21 protein-coding genes are annotated in these 21,404 nt (G+C 38.0%); 15 read left to right on the top strand and 6 right to left on the bottom strand.

The genetic code is table 11. The annotated features are described in order from the left end of the window. Positions 1 to 77: 77 nt before the first annotated feature. Both PZE06_RS02885 and PZE06_RS02880 read left to right on the top strand, forming a co-directional pair. Entirely contained in the window at positions 78 to 1,223 is a 1,146-nt protein-coding gene (locus tag PZE06_RS02885; RefSeq protein ID WP_150914100.1) for an acyl-CoA dehydrogenase family protein, read from the top strand. A 108-nt stretch (positions 1,224 to 1,331) separates the two neighbouring features. Then, positions 1,332 to 2,888: a fatty acid--CoA ligase gene (locus PZE06_RS02880; RefSeq protein WP_095308629.1), complete on the top strand. Its 1,557-nt coding sequence runs from the start codon at positions 1,332 to 1,334 to the stop codon at positions 2,886 to 2,888. A 208-nt stretch (positions 2,889 to 3,096) separates the two neighbouring features. Here PZE06_RS02880 and PZE06_RS02875 read toward each other — a convergent pair whose 3' ends face one another. After that, entirely contained in the window at positions 3,097 to 4,755 is a 1,659-nt protein-coding gene (locus PZE06_RS02875) for a glutamine--tRNA ligase/YqeY domain fusion protein (protein ID WP_150914098.1), read from the bottom strand. Between the two features lie 291 nt (positions 4,756 to 5,046). On the opposite strand from PZE06_RS02875, the gene sdaAB reads away from it, so the two are divergent. Both sdaAB and sdaAA read left to right on the top strand, forming a co-directional pair. Continuing rightward, a complete protein-coding gene (gene sdaAB, locus PZE06_RS02870; RefSeq protein WP_150914096.1) occupies positions 5,047 to 5,709 on the top strand; it encodes an L-serine ammonia-lyase, iron-sulfur-dependent subunit beta in 663 nt (220 codons plus the stop codon). 25 nt (positions 5,710 to 5,734) lie between these two features. Then, positions 5,735 to 6,622 (top strand): L-serine ammonia-lyase, iron-sulfur-dependent, subunit alpha, encoded by an 888-nt coding sequence (sdaAA, locus tag PZE06_RS02865; protein WP_150914218.1) that lies wholly within the window; start codon positions 5,735 to 5,737, stop codon positions 6,620 to 6,622. Positions 6,623 to 6,710: 88 nt separating this feature from the next. Here the strand turns inward: sdaAA and PZE06_RS02860 are convergent, their stop codons facing one another. Next, positions 6,711 to 7,166 (bottom strand): small multi-drug export protein, encoded by a 456-nt coding sequence (locus PZE06_RS02860; protein WP_150914094.1) that lies wholly within the window; start codon positions 7,164 to 7,166, stop codon positions 6,711 to 6,713. 171 nt (positions 7,167 to 7,337) lie between these two features. Here PZE06_RS02860 and PZE06_RS02855 point away from each other — a divergent pair, with 171 nt between their 5' ends. From PZE06_RS02855 to PZE06_RS02810, 10 genes are all read left to right on the top strand, one after another. Continuing rightward, positions 7,338 to 7,823: a tetratricopeptide repeat protein gene (locus tag PZE06_RS02855; RefSeq protein ID WP_150914092.1), complete on the top strand. Its 486-nt coding sequence runs from the start codon at positions 7,338 to 7,340 to the stop codon at positions 7,821 to 7,823. Positions 7,824 to 7,843: 20 nt separating this feature from the next. After that, positions 7,844 to 8,458: a pyridoxamine 5'-phosphate oxidase family protein gene (locus PZE06_RS02850; protein ID WP_150914090.1), complete on the top strand. Its 615-nt coding sequence runs from the start codon at positions 7,844 to 7,846 to the stop codon at positions 8,456 to 8,458. 24 nt (positions 8,459 to 8,482) lie between these two features. Then, positions 8,483 to 9,094, top strand: coding sequence for a pyridoxamine 5'-phosphate oxidase family protein (locus PZE06_RS02845; protein ID WP_150914089.1), 612 nt, complete (start codon positions 8,483 to 8,485; stop codon positions 9,092 to 9,094). Between the two features lie 709 nt (positions 9,095 to 9,803). Further along, entirely contained in the window at positions 9,804 to 10,115 is a 312-nt protein-coding gene (locus tag PZE06_RS02840) for a hypothetical protein (protein ID WP_150914087.1), read from the top strand. A 507-nt stretch (positions 10,116 to 10,622) separates the two neighbouring features. Then, positions 10,623 to 11,840 carry a glycosyltransferase gene (locus PZE06_RS02835; protein WP_150914085.1) on the top strand — a complete coding sequence of 406 codons (1,218 nt, stop codon included), beginning with the start codon at positions 10,623 to 10,625 and terminating at the stop codon, positions 11,838 to 11,840. Between the two features lie 46 nt (positions 11,841 to 11,886). Next, positions 11,887 to 12,891, top strand: coding sequence for a glycosyltransferase family 4 protein (locus tag PZE06_RS02830; protein ID WP_150914083.1), 1,005 nt, complete (start codon positions 11,887 to 11,889; stop codon positions 12,889 to 12,891). Between the two features lie 101 nt (positions 12,892 to 12,992). Continuing rightward, positions 12,993 to 14,291 carry a nucleotide sugar dehydrogenase gene (locus tag PZE06_RS02825; protein ID WP_150914081.1) on the top strand — a complete coding sequence of 433 codons (1,299 nt, stop codon included), beginning with the start codon at positions 12,993 to 12,995 and terminating at the stop codon, positions 14,289 to 14,291. Positions 14,292 to 14,304: 13 nt separating this feature from the next. Next, complete coding sequence (locus PZE06_RS02820; protein WP_150914079.1) at positions 14,305 to 15,399, top strand: DegT/DnrJ/EryC1/StrS family aminotransferase; 1,095 nt, start codon at positions 14,305 to 14,307, stop codon at positions 15,397 to 15,399. A 147-nt stretch (positions 15,400 to 15,546) separates the two neighbouring features. Then, positions 15,547 to 15,885: a DUF2642 domain-containing protein gene (locus PZE06_RS02815; protein WP_150914077.1), complete on the top strand. Its 339-nt coding sequence runs from the start codon at positions 15,547 to 15,549 to the stop codon at positions 15,883 to 15,885. A 15-nt stretch (positions 15,886 to 15,900) separates the two neighbouring features. Next, the gene (locus tag PZE06_RS02810; RefSeq protein ID WP_150914075.1) at positions 15,901 to 16,113 is read left to right on the top strand and encodes a hypothetical protein; all 213 of its coding nucleotides are present in this window, start codon (positions 15,901 to 15,903) and stop codon (positions 16,111 to 16,113) included. A gap of 53 nt (positions 16,114 to 16,166) precedes the next feature. On the opposite strand, the gene PZE06_RS02805 is transcribed toward PZE06_RS02810, so the two are convergent. Further along, a complete protein-coding gene (locus PZE06_RS02805) occupies positions 16,167 to 17,384 on the bottom strand; it encodes a glycosyltransferase (RefSeq protein ID WP_225310588.1) in 1,218 nt (405 codons plus the stop codon). 131 nt (positions 17,385 to 17,515) lie between these two features. Between PZE06_RS02805 and wecB the strand changes: the two genes are divergently transcribed. Further along, complete coding sequence (gene wecB, locus PZE06_RS02800) at positions 17,516 to 18,592, top strand: non-hydrolyzing UDP-N-acetylglucosamine 2-epimerase (RefSeq protein WP_150914071.1); 1,077 nt, start codon at positions 17,516 to 17,518, stop codon at positions 18,590 to 18,592. 36 nt (positions 18,593 to 18,628) lie between these two features. On the opposite strand, the gene PZE06_RS02795 is transcribed toward wecB, so the two are convergent. The 3 genes from PZE06_RS02795 to PZE06_RS02785 are packed head-to-tail and all read right to left on the bottom strand — an operon-like array spanning position 18,629 to position 21,290. Then, positions 18,629 to 19,657 carry a D-glucuronyl C5-epimerase family protein gene (locus PZE06_RS02795; protein WP_191963137.1) on the bottom strand — a complete coding sequence of 343 codons (1,029 nt, stop codon included), beginning with the start codon at positions 19,655 to 19,657 and terminating at the stop codon, positions 18,629 to 18,631. Positions 19,658 to 19,680: 23 nt separating this feature from the next. Then, on the bottom strand, positions 19,681 to 20,349 hold the full coding sequence (locus tag PZE06_RS02790) for an N-acetyltransferase (RefSeq protein WP_150914066.1): 669 nt from the start codon (positions 20,347 to 20,349) through the stop codon (positions 19,681 to 19,683). A gap of 17 nt (positions 20,350 to 20,366) precedes the next feature. Then, the gene (locus tag PZE06_RS02785) at positions 20,367 to 21,290 is read right to left on the bottom strand and encodes a glycosyltransferase family protein (RefSeq protein WP_095308663.1); all 924 of its coding nucleotides are present in this window, start codon (positions 21,288 to 21,290) and stop codon (positions 20,367 to 20,369) included. Between the last annotated feature and the right edge of the window lie 114 nt (positions 21,291 to 21,404).

Genomic DNA, 21,404 nt, shown 5'->3' with positions numbered 1-21,404 from the left:
TAAAGTATTTAAAAAATAACAAAAATACTTTAATATGAAAGTGAGTGTTTTCCCAAACTATTAAAAAGGAGGAGCGTATGCAACATTTATTTTTACAAGAAGAACATGAGATTTTTCGTAAAGCATTAAGAAAGTTTCTAGAAAAAGAGGCATATCCATATTATCAAAAATGGGAAGAAGAACGAGAAATTCCAAGAGATTTTTGGCGGAAGATGGGTTCTCAAGGCTATCTTTGTCCAGGGGTGGAGGAGAAATATGGCGGCAGCGAAGTGGATTGGGGATTCTCGGTAATCATCAATGAAGAATTAGAAAAGGTCGGTTCAGGATTAGTCGGTATCGGACTTCATAGTGATATTGTTATTCCTTATATCACTTCATATGGGACTGAAGAGCAGAAACAACGTTGGCTTCCGAAATGTGTGTCAGGTGAGATGATAACTGCAATTGCTATGACTGAGCCAGGGGCTGGTTCAGATCTAGCGAGCATTGAAACGACAGCAAAGCTTGATGGAGATGTTTACGTATTGAATGGACAAAAAACATTTATCACAAATGGAATTCATGCCGATTTAATCATTGTTGCCTGTAAAACGGATGTGAATGCAAGCCCGAAACATAAAGGGATTAGCCTTTTAGTGGTAGAGAGAGGAACCCCGGGATTTTCCCGTGGTAGAAAGTTGAACAAAGTCGGAATGCACTGTCAGGATACAGCAGAATTAATATTTGAAGATTGCTTAGTGCCGAAAGAAAATCTTCTCGGTGAGGAAGGGAAAGGCTTTTTATACTTAATGGAAAAGCTACAACAGGAAAGATTACTAGTAGCGATTGCTGCACAAGCTGCTTCGGAAAAAATGCTTGAGCTCACATTGAACTATATCAAAAGCCGTGAAGCATTTGGGAAACCGATTAGTAAATTTCAAAACACTCAATTTAAGGTTGCGGAAATGGCGACAGATATTGAAATGGGTAGAACCTTTCTCGATCAGCTTATTCACGAGCATATGCAGGGAGAAGATGTCGTTACGAAGGTATCGATGGCGAAGTGGAAGCTCACTGAGAATGCGAGAAAAATAGCAACTGAATGTTTGCAGCTTCATGGCGGTTACGGGTATATGGAAGAATATGAGATTGCAAGACGTTATCGCGATACTCCTGTGGCAAGTATATACGCTGGAACGAATGAAATCATGAAATCAATTATCGCAAAAAATTTGGGATTATAACGTTTGAAATTTCCTTGCATTTGCATGTACCGTCAACAACTAGATCAACAATCGAGTATATCCGAATTAACGAAAGAAAGAGGCTTTTGATAAAAGGGAGGTAGGAAGATGACAACGATTGGACGCATATTTGATTTAACCGTTGCTAAGTACCCAAACAAAGAAGCACTTTATGATGTGAGAAAGAATATTCGATTAACCTATCTAGAATGGAGCGAGGAGGTAAACAAACTTGCAAACGCTCTCCTGCATGAAGGAGTGAGAAAAGGGGACAGAGTGTCTACTTATTTATTTAATACGGAGGAATTAGCAACTACCTTTTTTGCTTGTGCAAAAATTGGCGCTGTCTTCAACCCGATTAATTTTCGCTTAACGTCTGAAGAATTAGCTTATATTATTCATGATGCACAGCCAAAAATTGTCCTCTTTGAAAAAATGCTGTCTTCCGGAATTGAACCGATCCATCACCGCTTTGAAAAGACAGGATTTTGGTATATAGATGAAGATACCCCATCTTATGCTGCCAATTATAGAGATAAACTTGCCTCGGCACCATCATATTATGCAAAAGACGAACATATTGATGAAAATGATATATATGCCATTATGTATACAAGTGGTACGACTGGAAGACCAAAGGGTGTCATACATAAACACCGCGATATGGTCGAGCAAAGCTTAATTGTGATTTCGTCAACTAAGGTTATGTCAGATGATGTTGGACTTGTAACAGCACCAATGTTCCATTGTGCAGAACTGCATTGTGCCTTGCTACCGAGAGTTCATGTTGGTGGGAAGAACGTAATCCTCCATCATTTTACACCAAAAGAGGTGCTTCGATTAATTGAACAAGAGAAAATTACGAAGTTTTTTGCGGCACCAACAATGTGGAACATGCTTCTGCAAGAGAACTTAAGCGAGTATAATCTTTCGAGTTTAACAACGGGGTTGTATGGAGCTGCTCCAATGGCTCCGAGTCTTGTGTTTGCATGTCAAGAAAAATTAGGCATTCAACTTATTCAAGCGTACGGAATGACGGAAATGGGTCCTGCGATCACGTTTTTATCTGAGACCGATCAAATTAGAAAAGCAGGTTCGGCAGGTCAAGTATGTTTAAATCACGAAATTCGAATTGTGAAGCCTAATGAAACTGGACCATCTGAACCAGATGATATCGTACCAGCAGGAGAAACAGGAGAAATTATCGTTAAAGGACCATGTATGATGAGCGGTTATTTTAATCGAGATGAAGCAACAGAAAGGGCTTTATATAAAGGTTGGTATCATTCTGGCGACATCGGCTATCTTGATGAGGAAGGCTATCTTTATGTAAAGGATCGGGTGGACGACATGATTATTTCAGGAGGTGAAAATATTTACCCACGTGAGGTAGAGGATTGCTTATATGGGCACGAAGGTGTACTTGACGTCGCTGTTATTGGGCAACCAGATGACAGGTGGGGAGAATCAGTTACAGCTTTCATCGTAAAAAAAGATTTATCATTAACGGAGGAAGAGTTGGACGAATACTGTAAAAATAGCGAATTACTCGCAAATTACAAACGACCACGAAAATATATTTTCTGTGAGGTGCTGCCACGAAATGCGAGTGGGAAAATTCAAAAATTTGTTTTACGAAAACAACTCGAAGATTGGTTTGCTTAGGAATAAAAGAGTGTGAGCTCCTCAGAAATTATCGTGTAAATGGCTTCTAAATGAGGATGAGACAGCCGTGTAAGCTAAAACAGGCCATTTTGAAAAGTTTTAGTAAAAGAAAGCAGGAGAATGGGAAAATCACCATTTAAAAGTGTGAGCGCTAACATCGATCAAAAGATTAAAAAACCGTTTGGACCAATCCAAACGGTTTTTTACATCATTTTAATTTAAAGGAGCTTTTTAAGGAAACGATTAAGTTAAATACAGGTTTTTCAGCTGTTGAATACTTCGGATCAACATTGAAATAGCCGTGGCGGAAGAATTGGAATTTATCCTGTGGTTTAACGTCCTTCATATTAGGTTCAACAAAACCTTGGATAATTTGTAATGAATTAGGATTGACATAGTCCAAAAATGTTTTAGTTTCATCGTCTTCTCCATTTGATTCCTCATCTAAAATAAGAGGCTCATAAAGACGGAATTCCGCCGGAATAGCATGCTTTGCATCGACCCAATGCAACGTCCCTTTAACTTTTCGCCCAGTAAAACCCGTTCCACTTTTAGTCTCTGGATCATACGTACAATGGATTTCAACGATTTGGCCATTTACATCTTTTATAACATCCTCACATTTGATGAAATAAGCGTGTTTTAAGCGGACTTCGTTGCCAGGGAATAGGCGGAAATATTTTTTTGGTGGCTCTTCCATGAAATCTTCTTGCTCTATATAGATTTCACGTGAAAATGGAATTTGTCGAGTTCCCATCTCTTCATTTTCAGGGTTGTTCTCCGCTTCCAGCATTTCAACCTTATCTTCCGGATAATTGGTGATCACGACTTTTAATGGACGAAGAATACCCATCGTACGAGGGGCTTTAAGTTTCAAGTCTTCTCGCACATAATGATCGAGCATTGCAGAATCAACAAAACCTGAGCCCTTGGAAACGCCTGTTTCTTTAACGAATTCACGAATGGCTTCAGGAGTAAATCCTCTCCGACGCAACCCAGAAATCGTTGGCATTCGCGGGTCGTCCCAGCCGTCAACAAATTTTTCATCGACAAGTTGCTTTAGTTTGCGCTTGCTCATAACCGTGTTTGTAATATTTAAACGCCCAAACTCAATTTGGCGAGGTGTATTTTCTGTTTCACATTCAGCAATGACCCAATCATAGAATGGGCGTTGATCTTCAAATTCAACGGTACAAAGGGAATGGGTTACACCCTCGATCGCGTCCTCCAACGGATGGGCAAAAGCGTACATTGGATAAATGCACCATTTATCACCAGTATTATGATGAGTTGCATGGGCAATTCGATAGATGACAGGGTCACGTAAGTTAATATTAGGAGAAGCCATGTCAATTTTTGCTCTAAGCACTTTTTCGCCATTCTTGAACTCACCTTTTCGCATTCGTTCAAATAGGTCGAGGTTTTCTTCAATAGAGCGACTGCGGTAAGGGCTGTCTTTTCCTGGTTCTGTTAAAGTTCCACGATACTCACGGATTTCATCAGCACTTAAATCATCAACATATGCTTTGCCTTTTTTAATAAGTAAAACAGCTTTATTGTACATTTCCTCAAAATAGTCTGAGGCAAATCGTAGTTCATCCCAATCATAGCCGAGCCATTTAACATCCTCTTTAATAGAATCGACATATTCTTGATCCTCTTTTAACGGATTTGTATCGTCAAAGCGTAAATTTGTTTGACCGTTAAAATCATCGGCAAGTCCAAAGTTGATAACGATTGATTTTGCGTGTCCAATATGTAAATAGCCATTTGGCTCAGGAGGAAAACGAGTCACGATTTTGTCGTGCTTACCAGCTTCTAAATCCTCCTTCATAATGCTCTTAATAAAATTTGAAGAATTTTCCAATCTTTATCAGCCTTTCCAATTATCTATAGTTATTGTCCTATTATACAATAGGACTATGAAAAATCACAATGGTTGCAAGGCACACGCCCGAAAAGGACGGATGCTCCTATGAGAGAAACGTTTTGAACGCTATATCTTTTACCAAGAGAGGAAGGAACTTCCCTATTTATCCCTTACATGAATTGTTATTACTATGAAAATAGGGGAAAAATTACGGGAAAACAATGAATATTGTGGTATGATGTTGTTGAGTTTTTCTTTCATATTTTGAATTTAAAAGGAGCATATGTTATGAAGTATAGATCTGCATTCGACATAATCGGTCCAGTTATGATTGGCCCTTCAAGTTCACATACAGCAGGAGCAGCACGAATTGGCCGAGTAGCAAGGACATTATTCGGCTACCAACCGCAAAAAGCAGTCATTCATCTCTATGGTTCTTTTGCAGAGACGTATAAGGGACATGGCACAGATGTAGCGATTGTGGGAGGACTTCTTGACTTTGATACATTTGATGAGCGAATTCCGACTTCCCTTCAATTAGCAAAGAAAGCAAATATGGAGGTTGAGTTCGTTGTCGAAAGAACGGTAACAGATCATCCGAACACAGTGCGCATTAAACTTTATGATGAGCAAAAAGAATTAGAGGTAGTTGGTATTTCCATTGGTGGAGGAACGATTGAAATCACCGAGCTTAATTCATTTCAGCTTAAGCTTTCAGGCGAAAATCCAGCAATTTTGGTCGTTCATAATGATCAATTTGGCGTTGTTTCAGCTGTTACGACGGTAATGGCACAAAATGAAATCAATATTAGCCATATGGAAGTTTCCCGTAAAGAAAAAGGGAAAATGGCGATGATGGTGATCGAGGTGGATCAGAAAATTCCCGCTGAGGTCCTGAAAGAAATTGAGGGTTTGCCAAACGTCACGCAAATCATTCAAATGGTGGAATAAGCTTTGAAGGGATTGGAGCAAAATGATGTTTAGAAATGTGGCTGAACTAGTAGAACTTGCAGAAAAAAAACAAGTGAAAATAGCAGAAGTGATGATCGAACAGGAAATGGAAATAACCGGTCTAACTCGTGAAGAAATTATTGCAAAAATGGAACATAATTTAGTCGTAATGGAGCAAGCAGTTGAAAGAGGTCTTAAAGGGGTGACATCTGTTTCAGGTTTAACAGGTGGGGACTCTGTTCTTCTACAAAATTATATAAAAAGCGGGAAGTCTTTAGGCGGAGATATTTTATTAGATGCTGTCAGCAAAGCGATGGCTACAAATGAAGTGAATGCGGCAATGGGGGTCATTTGTGCAACACCAACGGCAGGCTCTGCTGGAGTAGTGCCTGGAACTTTATTTGCAGTGAAGGAAAAATTAAATCCAACACGTATGGAGATGATTGAGTACTTATTTACTGCTGCTGCCTTTGGCTTTGTTGTAGCTAATAATGCATCCATTTCCGGTGCGGCAGGTGGCTGTCAAGCCGAAGTTGGCTCTGCTAGCGGTATGGCTGCAGCAGCTATAGTTGAAATGGCAGGAGGTACACCAAGTCAATGTGCGGAAGCAATGGCAATAACATTAAAAAACATGCTCGGCTTAGTATGTGATCCAGTTGCTGGACTTGTTGAAGTTCCTTGTGTAAAAAGAAATGCGATGGGTGCTTCTAATGCCATTACGGCAGCAGATATGGCGTTGGCTGGAATTAAGAGCCGTATTCCTTGCGATGAAGTCATTCATTCGATGTATCTCATTGGCCAAACGATGCCAACAGCACTTCGTGAAACCGCAAAGGGAGGCTTAGCTGCGACTCCAACGGGAAAGCGACTAGAGGCGGAAATATTCGGACGCCAAAAGCAAATGCAATCTTAATGTTAAAAAAGCTGAGTCAAAAAGGTCATTTAATAACGGCATTTTGCTCTCAGCTCTTATCAAGCAGGGCGTTCCTTTTCTTGTTCCATTAATTTCTCACAAAAAAATCAAAGCCAAGCATGGTTAAAATGCCAAATGTCAATGTCCAAACGACTAAGCTAATCGTTGACCAAAGCATCGTCCAATTTTTCTTTGCGCCGAGTGACATCCCGATAAAAATAGCAATGTGAATCCCAATTAGGATAGGACCTAGCAGCGTTAGCCCTGGAAGACCATACTTATTCCAAATTTTATGGGCGCGTTCGCTTCGTTTGGAGCGTTCGTTTTCTGTTTCCCCTTTTTTTTCTTTTCGCTTTGCAAGCCAGGTCTTCACCTTTTCAAATCCAATAATGAGAAGAATAACTGTACTGAGGTTTCCTGCAAATCCGGAGACCATAACCCAGAAGGGGGATAAACCTCGGATTATCCCGAGTGGAATAACGAGGGCGATTTCTAACCAAGGTGTTGCAGCGGCAATAAAGATGAGTATGTATTCAATGAACAATCAACAAACCTCCTTTTCCAAATTATTATAACAATTGGTACGAATATTAAGCTAGAAAGAATTTGTAAAAATGGATGAGGATGAATCGAAAATATCTATATTTGATTGATCAAGGGCATGTCGTATTTCGTCTAATATTGCGGTAAAATAGTATAAAGGTAGGGATATAAAATGAATGATGAATTAAAGAAAGCATTAGAACTAAGAAAAAATGGTCGGTATGAGGAATGTTATCTAGTGATGACTAAATTAGGAAAGGAATTTCCTGATGACCCACAAATTCTTTATCAGTGTGCCTGGAGCTGCGATAACTTTGGAAAAGAAGAGGAAGCGGTTGGATATTATGAGGCAGCGATAAAGCTTGGATTAGCGGGTGATGATTTAGAGGATGCTTACTTAGGCCTAGGAAGTACATATCGAACTTTAGGAAACTATTCTTGCTCAAAAACAGTACTGGAGAAAGGAATAGAGCAGTTTCCACAAAATCAGGCATTAAGGGTTTTTTATTCTATGACTCTATATAATCTCAATGAACATGAAAAGGCGATGACGGAGTTGCTAAATTGTCTTGTGAACACATCCGATGATCCAAATATAGTAGGTTATAAGAAAGCGATCCAGTTTTATGCAGACAAGTTAAACGAAGTATGGAAATAAGAAATTAGAGGAGAATCGATATGGTTGGTTCAAATGGTGAGCACTTGTTGCAGCAGCGGTACGCTACAAAAAGAAGGGCTGAAGCATTTTATGAGCATCAAGTGATCAACTTTTTAAATGAAGAAATGAAGCAGTTTATTTCCTTGCAAAATATGGTCTTTATTTCAACTGCCGATGGAAATGGTGAATGTGACTCTTCGTTTCGGGCTGGGGAGCAGGGCTTTGTGAGAGTCGTAGAAGACAAAATTTTGTGTTTCCCGGAATATCGAGGCAATGGGGTAATGGCGAGTCTTGGAAACATTTTGGAAAATCCCCATATTGGCTTATTATTTATTGATTTTGAAAGAGGCGTTGGTTTACATATAAATGGAAAAGCTGAAATCATTGAAAATGAACAGTTGAGTATGAAGGTACGGGAAGGGCTGGCACGTGAACTTATCAGTTATGAAGGTTTGCGGCTTGAGCGTTGGGTATTTATAGAAGTAGAGGAAGCATATATTCATTGCTCTAAGCACATCCCTAAATTCATAGCAATAGCCAAAGATATAAGCTGGGGTACAGATGATGAAATACGAAAGGGAGGGGATTATTTCAAGGTCAAGGCAATGAAAGCTCGAAAGGTCAAACTGAAGTAGAAGAAGAGACTAGGGGGATGAAGCTTGAGAGATACGATTACAACAGAAGAAGAGTTGCGAGAACTGATTGGTGTTCCGAGTGAATTGGTAAAGAGAAAGGTGATAGCTGAACTGGATGAGCACTGTAAAAATTTTATAGCGAAGTCTCCTTTTTTAATGATTGCCACTGCAGATGAAAATGGATTTTGCGATGTCTCACCACGGGGAGATAAACCAGGATTTATTTACATAGAAAATGAACATTGCTTAATAATTCCTGAGCGACCAGGAAACAAGCGCATGGATACGTTAAGAAATATTTTGAAAAATCCTAGAGTAGGACTTCTTTTCTTTATACCAGGACTCGGAGAAACGTTAAGAGTTAATGGGAAAGCTGCCATTATTAAAAACGAAGAAGTTTTGGCAAAGCTATCTGCAAGAGGGAAAGCACCAATCGTTGCCATTCGAGTTGAAGTTGAGGAATGCTTTATTCATTGTGCTAAAGCATTTAAACGTTCTCAATTGTGGGAGCCTGAGACATGGTTAAATAAAGAAGCAATGCCTTCTGCCGCGCAAATATTATTTGCTCATACAAAAATTTCATCCATTGAAGAGATCGAACAAAGACTTGAGGTAGGATATAGAACGAGATTATAAAGTCAAATTGAAGGCTCCCAGCTTCAATGATGGGAAACATCTTTTTTATGACCAGTCAATCTTTTAAAGGAAGGCATGCTTTCGAAAGCAGTACCATTATTCGAAAAGCTTATTAAAAGTAAATGGGGATTAATCGTGAGGACTTTATTTTATTTGTTGTTGTTACTGTTCGGGTCTCTACTCCTTGGGATAACAATAGACGACTCAATCATCGGGAATATTCTTTTAAAGGTGCTCGGAGCATTATGTTTTGTACCATTCTTGAAGACATGGCCGAAGGAAAATCGACTTAAGTGATCTGATTATTGATGGCCAGTAGCCTAAGCATTGAAGAGACGTGTTTACATGTACATTCACAATGATTGTGCAGTTCTCGACGGTATTGAAAATAAGAAATGGATGTAGCACCTTCCTTTTTTATTGGAAGGTTTTTTGTATTCAGGTGCTAAGCTCTGAGCAAAAACTTAATTTTCAAGACGGAGTTTAAGAATAAGAAAAAGCAGACTCCGCTCATAGTTTGTTGATAAAGACAGGGGGGATTAGATGTATCAAAGTTATGATTGTTCAGGGCTCAAGGATAAGCTAAACGATATATTTTGAATATAAAAAACAGAATATTTAGTTAAAATTTCGCTATAATGACTTAGGAGGTGGAATTATTTGCTAAAACATATCCTTGTCCTTTCCCTATTTGTATCTTTAGCAGCATGTGCTGGAAACATTAAAAAAAGAACCGCAACATCCGTTGCTTTCTAGTGATGAGAACCATTATTCTTTATTGATCGTAGATGAAGCTGAAACAGAGATCGGAAGCTTTGAATGGAAAGACAACTATAATATTAAAAATGTGAAAACTGTACTTAAACTCGATTCATTGGAAGAAGCAGATCAATCTTATCCATTTTTGCAATTGGATAGGACACCTATTTTTATTGTTTTTGATATGACAAATATCGTTTTGAAAACAGGTAGTGAGCAAGAGCTCGTTCAGTTTTTACAGGAATATCATCCAAATGAATAACCGGAAGTGAAAGCGACAAAAAAGCACTTAATTCAACTTTCTAACGTTTTCCTTCCCTCCCTCATTTAAAGAAATTTCTTTCAATCGATCCCTATATTTAAGTTGATGATTTAACTAGCCCGCTGTCAGGCCCTCAATTTTGTTTTGAGCCCCCTTTTTAGCAATGATTGCATCCATAGCTTTGCTTTATAGCCTGTGCGCTGGAACCTCAAGAGGAAAAGCAGGGTTTTAAATGCATGATGATATGAGCCTTTTTTTCGTATCAACCATTTGCAAGGGATATTTTTCTCCTTGAACACCCTCATTAAAAGACGCTATTCCCGTTACTCATGAAAAGTTGTGCTAAATCAAGTTTATACACAATATAAGCAAGCCCTTTTATCAACCATATTGAATAAAAAAACCAATGAAAAAAGAGGTGGCACAGTTTGTCTCTACCTTCATAAAATACATGAGATATATTTTTATAAAATGGAAGATTAATTGTCAGAAAAAGGGGATAAGAAAATGAAACAAAAGGTTTGTTTTCTTGTTACGGAACATTCTTTTTTAGATGTAAGGATCTTTGAAAAGGAAGCTAAGAGCTTACAAAAAAAAGGATATGATGTAACAATGATCGTTCCGAAGGTAAATGGCTATCTTTTTGATATTAGTGGCGAGAAGCTGAAAAACACTGTTGCTTCTACAAGCTTCTATTATGAAGGGATCAAGATTGTTCCCTACACGGAACGACTAAGCAACCCACAAATTTATCAATATTATGACGATGTAACATCTGGGCGTGATAATGAGGGTTTTCAGAATGAGTTGACAACATTAGGCATTAAGGAAAATGCCGATATTTATCATGCACATGAATTTCTATCTTTTTATGCAGGCATCGGAATTAAACGTACGCTAAAAAAAACTGGACGCTTAGTAACATTAATTTATGATAGCCATGAGCTATTTCCTGATCCTCTTGAAGTGATGAATCAAAGAACGAGAATTGTGATGGATCAAATGTTAAAAAAGATGTTAAAAGAAGTCGATGGCGTGATTACTGTTTCAGAATCAATAAAATCATGGTATATGCAAATAGAACCGAGCTTGGCGATCGAAGTTATTTATAATTCTCCCCCTTTAACAGATGATTTTACGGCGAAAAATTGGTCTCGCCGCCCCTTGACAATCATTCATGAAGGCTTTATTAGTCAAACAAGGGGGAATTGGAGGAAAATAATTGGTATCGTCGATGCGCTGAAAACGACGGTCGATATCCGTTTTAAAATCATTGGTGGAGCGAGGGCAAATGAGAAAAAATTGTTCGTACCACCACGCCTTAAAGAGCATTTTGAGATAAAAGAATGGATCAACTATGTACAAATCCCATCCGAAATGAAATCTGCTCATTTAGGCTGGATTGATTTAAATTTAACACATTCCTTAAATAATCAATATGCGATGCCGAATAAGTTTTTTAGTTATTTAAATAGCGGGGTCCCCGTTTTAGTAAACAACTGTGTTGACATGAAAACTTTTATTGAGAAGCATCAATGTGGGATTGCTGTTTCTAAAGAATCTGTTACAGCGGAAGAATATGCGAACGTGATACGAATGTTAAGTAAAAACGATCATTTATTAAAGACCATGAGTGAAAACGCAAGAAGAGTAATGGAAGAAATCTATTGTTGGGAAAAGATGGAACAGCGCTTATATAACTTTTATGAGCAAGTGACAAACTAGCACTTAACTAAACTCTAAACTGAAATGTGAAGGAGATGCAAGAATAATGAAAGTTTTACACATACCATATGGCTCACCCATGATTGATTTATGCCATGCTTTACAAAAGCAAGGCATAAAGGCAACTGCATGCCATTTCACTAGTAATCGCTACCAATTTCAACCGGATATGTGCTTGAATTTAGAACAGTTATCGATTAACGATAGAGAACAAAAGCTATCTACATTTCTCGAGCAAGCAATAAAAGAATATGACATTTTCCATTTTCATTTTGGAGAAAGCTTTTTTCCAGATAAAAGGGATCTGGAGCAAATCAAAAAGGCCGGCAAAAAAATGGTTATGCATCATCATGGTTCTGACGTCCGGATTTTTTCAATTGCGAGAAAAATGAATCCGTATATTCGAGTAAAACCAGAATGGACAGAAAAAAAAATTCGTCAAAACCTCGATACCCTCTCCAACTATATCGACCACGCAATTGTTCAAGATTATGAATTATATGCTTATATCCAACCATATTATAAGGAAATCCATGTCATTCCTCATACATTAGATGTTAATCAAATCCAACCCGCTTATCCAGAGGCAAAACAGGCACCACTCGTTGTTCATGCACCAACAAGGCGTGATCTGAAAGGAACAGACCATATCGTAAAGGCAGTAAATCAATTAAAGCGTGAAGGTTATCATTTCCATTTTCAGCTCATCGAAGGAATGACGTATGAGCAAACGAAGGAATTACTGGCGCAAGCAGATATCGTAATTGATCAATTGCGAATTGGTGCTTACGGTTATGTGAGTACTGAGGCAATGGCGTTTGGGAAACCGGTTATTTGCTATTTAAGAAGAGATGTTATGAAGAAATATCCATCAGGGCTCCCGATTATCAATGCTGATCCAGGAAATATAAAAAAAGTACTAAAGGATTTAATGACAAGTCCTCATAAATGGAAAGAGCTAGGAGTAAAGGGAAGGCAATATGTAGAACAGAATCATAGCCAAGAAGCGGTAGCAAAGCAATATATTCATATTTATCAAAAATTATTGTGAGAAATAGTTTATTTTTATTTTTCGCCACAATCGTCCATACGATTTGCGCATTCTTTTCATACGGTAAAAGGAAAGCTGAATATAAGAAGAGAGGTTGTGCTATGGAAAGGGGAAAAGAAGACAAACAAGTAGCAGTGATTGGGCTGGGAAAAATAGGACTAGCATTGGCAGCTGTTATAGCTGAAAACGGATTTGATGTGATAGGTGCAGATATCAACCCTCATGTCGTTTCGTTAGTTAACGAGGGAACTTCGCATGTAAAAAACGAGCCAGGACTTGAAGAACTTGTAAAAAAAAACCATCAGAATAAACGTTTAAGAGCAACTTATAAAACAGTGGAAGCTGTGAACAATGCAGATGTTATCATCGTCATTGTTCCCGTATTAATTGATGATAACGATGAAACCGATTATCGCTATATGGACTTAGCTGTAAATGAAATTGGCAAAGGCATTCAAAAAGGATCATTGCTCATTTTCGAAACAACAGTGCCCGTAGGGGATACGAGAAATCGCTTTGGAAAAAAGATTGAAGAACTTTCCGGCTTAGTAGCTGGAGAGGATTTTGATCTAGCATATAGTCCAGAAAGAGTGTACTCAAATCGAATTGTTGAAGACTTGGCAAGTTATCCAAAAGTTATTGGTGCTATTAACGAGGAAGGCTTGGAAAGAACTGCTTTCTTCTATCGAAGGGCGCTTAAATGTGAGACGATGTCTGTTTCATCTTTAGAAACGGCTGAATTTTCTAAGGTGGCTGAATGCGTCTATCGTGATGTCAACATTGCGTTAGTGAATGAGTTGGCAAAATTCGCTAGCGAGAAAGGTGTCATGATTAATGAGGTTGTAGAAGCTAGCAATAGTCAGCCATTTTCCCATTTGCATAAACCAGGCATTGGCGTGGGAGGACATTGTATCCCCGTTTATCCATTTTTCTTCATTAATAAAGGGCTGGAAAAAGGGTTGACGACATTAGCTCGAGAGATCAATGACTCTATGTCACACTATGGAATTGGCAAACTTGAACAGGAACTTGGCATATTAACAGGAAAAAATATTCTTATTTTAGGGTTATCATTTCGTGAAAACGTTAAGGAAGTTACGAAGTCAACAACACTTCTGCTAATGGAACAATTGGCGCAAAAAGGAGCAAATGTGTTTGTCCATGATCCGCAATTTACGAAGGAAGAAATTGCGAAATTTGCGGTAACGCCATTATCTTTTGCAGATGAGAGCGTAAAGAAAATAGACGGTGTGATTATGCAAGCATTTCATCAACAGTATGAAGCGCTGGATTTTGCTATATTTAGTCGTTGTAAAGTTGTTCTTGATGGCAGAAATGTATTGAATAAAGAGAAAATCTCAAATCTTGGAATGAAGTATCTCGGAATTGGGATCGAATAAAGGAGGTAGTTAGATGATTCCAATGGTAGATTTAAAGGCAGAAATGAACATTTTGCGTGAACCAATCTTAAAATCTATTAATGAAGTGCTTGAAAGTGGCCATTATATTTTAGGAGAAAAGGGGAAGGAGTTAGAGAAGCAAATTGCTTCCTACGTAAATTGTTCCTATGCATTAGGGGTTGGCAATGGTACTGACGCCCTTTACTTGGCGTTGAAGGCACTCAATATTGGAGTTGGCGATGAAGTAATCACGACCCCATTCACCTTTTTTGCAACGGCAGAAACAGTTGCTCAAGTCGGAGCGAGACCGGTCTTTGTCGATATTGAAGAGGAAACGTATAATATTGATCCAACGAAAATTCGGGAAAAAGTCACTTCCAAAACGAAAGCAATTATCGTAGTGCATTTATTTGGACGAGCAGCAAAAATGGACGAAATTCAAGAAATCGCTGATGAATTTGAACTGAAAATTATTGAGGATGCCTGCCAAGCGATCGGTACGGAATACAATGGGAAGAGGGTAGGCGCCCTCGGTGATATTGGCTGCTTATCCTTTTTTCCCTCCAAAAACCTAGGTGCATACGGGGATGGGGGCATGATCGTTACAAATGATAGAAAGCTATACGAAAAGATTCTTTCACTAAGGAATCATGGCAGCAGACAAAAGTATATCCACACTAATATTGGAATGAACAGTCGTCTCGATGAAATTCAGGCTGCCGTTTTACTTTTGAAATTAAAGCATTTGGATCTTTTTTTGCATAAGCGCAAGGAAGTGGCAAAACGCTATACGAATTCTTTACAGCAATACTTGAGAACACCACCTGTAATTGAAACGAGGGAACATACTTTTCACCAGTACTGCTTTGAATTTGATGAACGAGATGCACTTGCAGAACATTTAGAGAAGAACGGTATTGCGACCGCGATTTATTATCCGATTCCGCTTCATTTACAGGAAGCATTTTATGATCTTGATTACGAAGAAGGTGATTTTCCAATTGCTGAAAAAGTGGCAACTAAAATATTAGCACTGCCGATCTGTCCCTTTTTAACGATTGAAAATCAAATGGAGGTTATTGCTAGCATCAAGAGCTTTCTAAGCTGAGACGAATGCCCGATGATAGACTAGAGCGGAAAATGTACAAACTCTTGAAAATAGTTGTAAATGCGGATACCAAAATAAATAGTTTTCGTATCATATTAATGGGAGCAACAAAAAGCACTCATGATAGACAGAAAGGAGGAAATGTAATTGAATAATGATATTCTTCGTCAAATGCTTTTAGGTAATCTTCAATTACTTTCACAAACAGTTAATGTTAGTGTCGGTTCCAATACAGGTGATTTAACAGGTAATCTTGATGGGGTTTTAGGAAACATTGGTTCCTCACTTTTCCCTAATAAAAATCGCCAAACATTGCGTGCTTTCTTAATGAATCTGTTAAATGATCAAGTAACGATTTCTACCCCGCTTGAACCAATCACAGGAACGCTTATTGCCGTTCAGAGAGATTATGTTGTTATGGTAGAGAGTGACGGCTCCCTTGTCTTGATTCCACTTTCACAAATTCAATCAGTTACAGAAATGTAAGAAAGGAGTGATACGATGTTCCAGGCATTTTTCGCTGCAGAATTAGCAAGACGTGTTGGTACGAGAGTGGAAATTGGACTAACTGATCGACTCGTTGAAGGTGTACTCTCCTCAGTATCTGGAGAATTAGCTCTTGTAGTTGAAACAACTAGCTATACTCCGAGTGTGACTACGGCCATTCCACTCTCCGCTATTGTCTTCGTCAGGATTCCAGCTACAGCTGCATAATTAATCATATAGAAACCTGCATAGCCAAATATGCAGGTTTTCTTACTCAATTCTTAAAGGTTTTCATAAACGGCTAGCAATCTTTTTTGCATATGTTCCCAGCTATAACTCTTTTCCATAATTATTCTAGAATTTTCGCTCATTTCCTTCAGTAATGTTTTTTGCTTGTGGAGATAAATGATAGCATTTGCAAAATCTTTTGCAGTTGCATGCATTTTTTCAACAACATGACCACATTTATGCTGTTTAACGAGTCGTTCCATTTCAGGAGCTTTATTGACCAACACGGGAACACCGTTATTTAAATAGCTAAAAAATTTATTTGGTAAGGCATAGGAACGATTTAATGAATTTGCTAAATCATCAAAATCAATCCAGCCGATATCAACATCTGCCATTTGCTTTTGAATATCTTGATACTCGACCCAACCTGTCATTTGGATTGTATTCTTTAAATATTTCGGAATATGGATCGTCTCACCGTACCTTGGACCGCCGATCACGCGAAATTGAAAGTTTTTCATGACACGAGTACAAATTTCAGAAATGCCAATGATCTTTTTGAAATTTCCTTTCTGTGCTTCAATACTGCCTTCATAGCAGATTGTAAAGCTGTTTTTGGCTGTTTTTTTAGCAGGAGCCGCTGCCAATGGAGGTGCGTTATAAACGACTTCAACAGGCAAGCTAGGAATCTCCCTATGATACCAGTTTTTAATAGAGTCAGAAACAGTAATAACATGATCAACTTCTTTTAGCATGATAAAAAGCTTTTCTTTCAATTTTTTCTTTGCAGGCTCAGAATAGCGGTTATCCAACGGGTCTGGCACTAATTCATGACTGTCATAAATAAGCTTAACATCTTTTCCTTTTGTTTTTTTCATTAAACGCTTGATTCCAATCCCGGCAAATAATGATAAATATTCATGGGCATGGTAAATATCTGCATCTTGCTCCATTGCAAGTGTTGTGATTGGATTGGGAAATGCCTCCTTTTCCCAAGTGCTCTCCTCAGCTAATACTTTATTGAGATAAGAACGAGAGTTTTCGAAACTATACGTAACGATCTTTATTCCTTCATAAGTAAATGTTTGTTCAAGGAATTTGTTTGTAAAGGGCTGCCCGTTAATATCAAATAAATAACCTTTTTTTCTTGGAACAATCATCGTTACATCATAACCGGCTTCTTGTAATGATTTTGCTTCTTTACGAAAAACTCGTGAATCTAAAAACGGATGTTCAGCAACTAATATACAAACCTTTTTCAAGTCCATCACCACCAAATATAGAATATGCACACAATCAAGCTCTGTCTTTTATTCATATGATCATGCAATAGAGATCGTTTCTTCATTTCCATCGATCCATACTTTAGTATGAAAAATTTTTAAAGGAGCTGATGTCTATGAAAATAGTAACCATTGTTGGTGCAAGACCGCAGTTTATCAAAGCTTGTATGTTATCAAAGGAATTTGTTAAGGATGATAAAGTCCAAGAAATTATGGTTCATACTGGGCAGCATTATGATTCTTCGATGTCGGATATTTTCTTTGAACAGTTACAAATCCCAAAGCCGCATTATCATTTAGCTGTTGGATCTCATTCCCATGGCAAACAAACTGGGAAAATGTTAATTGAACTCGAGCGGATCATGATCAAAGAACAACCAGATATGGTATTGGTATATGGTGATACCAATTCTACACTGGCAGGCGCATTAGCTGCTGCGAAGCTGCTTATCCCTGTTGCTCACGTAGAAGCAGGGTTGCGCAGCTTTAATAAGAAAATGCCGGAAGAACAAAACCGTATCTTGACGGATCATCTATCAACTTTATTATTTTGTCCAACTGTTGCTGCTGTAGAGCATTTAAAGCAGGAGAGCATGACAGAAGGAGTTTATCAGACTGGCGATATTATCTGTGATACGGTCAACTTTTTTTTACCGATTGCTTTGGAGCATTCATCCATTCAAAAGACGCTCGGGCTTGAGAAAGATAGATATTTTGTTGCAACCATTCATCGTGCGGAAAATACAGAAAATTGTCAGCAATTGATGGAATTATTGAATGCATTAAATAGTATTGGTGAAAAGGTGCTTCTCCCTATTCATCCGAGAACAAAGAAGATGCTCGCGAACTGTAAGATAACGGAAGAGGAGTATCCTCAGCTTCATGTGATTGAGCCGTTAAATTATTTTGATATGTTAGCGCTCGTTTATAATGCAAAAGGAGTTTTAACAGATTCGGGTGGTTTACAGAAAGAAGCTTATCTTCTTAAAACCCCATGCATTACATTAAGGGATGAAACAGAGTGGACGGAAACGGTGACTGCTGGCTGGAATTGTGTCGTTGGAAGGGACTCTGCAAAGATAATGGAAGCTGCAAAGAAGTTGCTAGTCCCTGGAAAGCACATTCAGCTTTTTGGTGACGGTCAAACAGCTAAGAGAATTGTGGAAATTATTCTTAACTCCTTTCATAATTAACAACAAGGCTTGACTCCATGATGAAGATGGGGTCGGTTATACATATTTGATCTTGCCGATTAAATAATCCTTCCATCTTAAAAGTGTCTCAGCCATTTTCTTATCATTTTCAATTGAATTAAGGGCATTTAATTGATATATATGGGTGATGTGATAGCCCCATTTTGCAACATTAGGATAGCCACCTTCTGTTGTATAGTGAGTCAGATCATAGGCAGTTCGATTGCCAAGGTCATATAAAGGTAACATTCTTTTTAAAGTAACTATCCCGTTTTGATACAGCTTATTAACAGAGCGGTCACCAGTAGATATATAGAGATCATAGAGGCCAAGCAAAGAATACATAAAACCATTTAAAATATAACTAGGTGGGTTAGTAGGACATTCTTCATAAAAAGAGTATTTCCCCTCAAAAGTAGCAAGAATTCCATTTGCTCTAGAAGGGGTTTCGAAGATTTTCTTTGCTTTCAATGCACTTATGAGATATTTTTTATCATTCATGACGTATGCCGCTCTCGATAAAACCGACAAAGCTACCCCCATTCCAATAGCGGAATACCAGGGACCTTTTAGTTTTTTAAGTCTGGATGGATAATAATGGAAATCGAATGAATAATTCCAGCCACCAGAATTGTCTTGGTTTTGTAGAAACCAATCGGCTGCCTTCAAAAATTTCTGTTTGTTATCTTCATTTTTATTGCTTAAATAGATGCTATAATGCTGTAAACCAAAAAAACCGATTGTTGCTGGGTTATAATAAGTGCCAAACGGATAAATCGTTTGCGGAATACCATTAACATCCATTTTTACATTCCAATTTTCAACCTTGTTTTTGTCATAATGTAAATAATTCCCTCGATGGTCGTATTTAAGCATCTCAAATAATCTTGTTTTTGTAATATCGATTTTTAGCACGTTTTCTTTTGTAATAAACTGATGCACTGTTAAGTAAGCCTTTTCAATGAGAGAATAGGGGATGTAATAATCATTCCCTATCAGTTTACCTTCGCCTTCGTACTGGTCATGCATGACAATCTTTATATCTTTTATATGTTCAGTGTTCATCGCTAAAATCCCCCTCATATTGATTATCGAAGCTCTCTTGCTGGTACGCCAGCGACGACAAGATGTTCGCCAATATCCTTCGTGACAACAGAGCCGCCACCGACAATGGTACCTGTGCCAATCGTGACAGCAGGGAGAATGGTAGCGTTATTTCCAATTTTAACCCCCTTTTTTAGATGTGGTCCTTTTAATACATAATCCTTTGCTCCCATATATTTATCGTTTGCCATTGATACACAAGGACCAATGAAGACATCATCTTCTAAAATCGTGTCCCCCGTTATATATGACAATGTTTGTATCGTGCAATTCTCTCCGATTCTTGTATTTAGTTCAACGATTGCATTTCTACCGATAACGGTCCCTTTTCCGATTGTGACATTTTCCCTAATACTGGCATGATCACCTATGAATACATTTTCAGCAATGCTCGTATTCAAATAAATAGATACCATATTCCCTAGTTTTGTATGATCTCCAATCAAAAGTGAATGAGAGTGGAGCGCTTGTTGCCGCATGCGGTTATTGCCTCCTGGAATAATTCCAATAACACAATTTGCTCCAATTTCAACATTATTTCCGATTCTTGTTCCTTTTAAGATAACGGTATTATGACCAATTACCACATTATTTCCAAATGTAACATTATCTTCAATGACGACATGCTTTCCAACTGATGGCTTTGTTGACATTATTTGCTCCTCCTTTTTTAAGTTTCGATAATTTTTTTAATTTCTGAGACTAGTTGCTTTGCCCGAATTTTTAATGAATGATTTTGCTGAACGAACTCATGGCCTGTCATTGTAATTTTGTTTCGCTCCTTGTCGTGATTCAAATAATAAGTTGCCTGCTCTTTAAAATTCACTTCGTTAATTGCGACAAAATGTATTCCTGGTTTGAATCCGAGCGCCTCCAGCTCCTCAAAAGTAGGTGCTAATAATAATGTTTTACAAGCTAGTGCTTCAAAATATTTCATGACTGGATAAAGATATATGGAAGGGCTAGTGAAGAAGATTTTTGCTCGATTTAACTCTCGGGCATACTTTTCTCCAATAAAATATCCATTTTTCTCCTTAGTGGTTATATCCCCATAACCTGGATGCGGATGGTAAACAAAATGGCGATCCTGCTCGTAAGCTTTGACGATTTTTTGACGAAGTGGGTATATGTCATCAGTTGAACCCATTAAAAGAAGATCGATATCTTTAGGAAGCTGATAATCTCGATAAATGTCCGTTTCTACAAAGTGAGGAAACCATCTAAGACGGTTTGCAAATTCGGGATAAATTTCTAAAAATTGTTTACGAATGATGGAAAAAATAAAGCGGATATTGTTTTTTTTAATGTACAGGCGTCGAGGTTCCTGAAAGCGATAAACATCGTTAATGATTAATCCACTAGGAATGGAGATTTTTGAAAGACCTTGAATAAATGGGGATAATTGATTGCCGATGTCATTTTGAATGAGAATGAAGTCAGGCTGAAATTGTAATTTCTTCATAATGGTCTCAATGGAACCAGATTGCCGCCATATTTTGAGAGTCGTTAACTCGCCTAAGGCTTTTTCTAAATATAAGAAATTCTTTACGATCAGTTTGGAGGTGTCATTGGTAATGTAAAGCAATTTAACCATTTGGTTTCGTCCTCTCAAAATTTTATTGAATAATCTCCCAAAATATTATTTTCCTTAGCAAACGTACAAGTTATCCAAAATTCTGAGCATACATTATAGTAATCAATTAATCTG

This window comes from Robertmurraya sp. DFI.2.37, assembly GCF_029211245.1.
GTDB lineage: Bacteria > Bacillota > Bacilli > Bacillales > Cytobacillaceae > Robertmurraya > Robertmurraya methanolica_A.
The sequence above is the reverse complement of the archived record's forward strand: the minus strand, read 5'-3'. Positions and strand labels throughout refer to the sequence as shown.

Coding starts and splice junctions, on each gene's coding strand:
- PZE06_RS02885 (WP_150914100.1), top strand. CDS start 78: ATGCAACATTTATTTTTACAAGAAGAACATGAGATTTTTCGTAAAGCA.
- PZE06_RS02880 (WP_095308629.1), top strand. CDS start 1,332: ATGACAACGATTGGACGCATATTTGATTTAACCGTTGCTAAGTACCCA.
- sdaAB (WP_150914096.1), top strand. CDS start 5,047: ATGAAGTATAGATCTGCATTCGACATAATCGGTCCAGTTATGATTGGC.
- sdaAA (WP_150914218.1), top strand. CDS start 5,735: ATGTTTAGAAATGTGGCTGAACTAGTAGAACTTGCAGAAAAAAAACAA.
- PZE06_RS02855 (WP_150914092.1), top strand. CDS start 7,338: ATGAATGATGAATTAAAGAAAGCATTAGAACTAAGAAAAAATGGTCGG.
- PZE06_RS02850 (WP_150914090.1), top strand. CDS start 7,844: ATGGTTGGTTCAAATGGTGAGCACTTGTTGCAGCAGCGGTACGCTACA.
- PZE06_RS02835 (WP_150914085.1), top strand. CDS start 10,623: ATGAAACAAAAGGTTTGTTTTCTTGTTACGGAACATTCTTTTTTAGAT.
- PZE06_RS02830 (WP_150914083.1), top strand. CDS start 11,887: ATGAAAGTTTTACACATACCATATGGCTCACCCATGATTGATTTATGC.
- PZE06_RS02825 (WP_150914081.1), top strand. CDS start 12,993: ATGGAAAGGGGAAAAGAAGACAAACAAGTAGCAGTGATTGGGCTGGGA.
- PZE06_RS02820 (WP_150914079.1), top strand. CDS start 14,305: ATGATTCCAATGGTAGATTTAAAGGCAGAAATGAACATTTTGCGTGAA.
- PZE06_RS02810 (WP_150914075.1), top strand. CDS start 15,901: ATGTTCCAGGCATTTTTCGCTGCAGAATTAGCAAGACGTGTTGGTACG.
- PZE06_RS02805 (WP_225310588.1), bottom strand. CDS start 17,384: ATGGACTTGAAAAAGGTTTGTATATTAGTTGCTGAACATCCGTTTTTA.
- wecB (WP_150914071.1), top strand. CDS start 17,516: ATGAAAATAGTAACCATTGTTGGTGCAAGACCGCAGTTTATCAAAGCT.
- PZE06_RS02795 (WP_191963137.1), bottom strand. CDS start 19,657: ATGAACACTGAACATATAAAAGATATAAAGATTGTCATGCATGACCAG.
- PZE06_RS02790 (WP_150914066.1), bottom strand. CDS start 20,349: ATGTCAACAAAGCCATCAGTTGGAAAGCATGTCGTCATTGAAGATAAT.
- PZE06_RS02785 (WP_095308663.1), bottom strand. CDS start 21,290: ATGGTTAAATTGCTTTACATTACCAATGACACCTCCAAACTGATCGTA.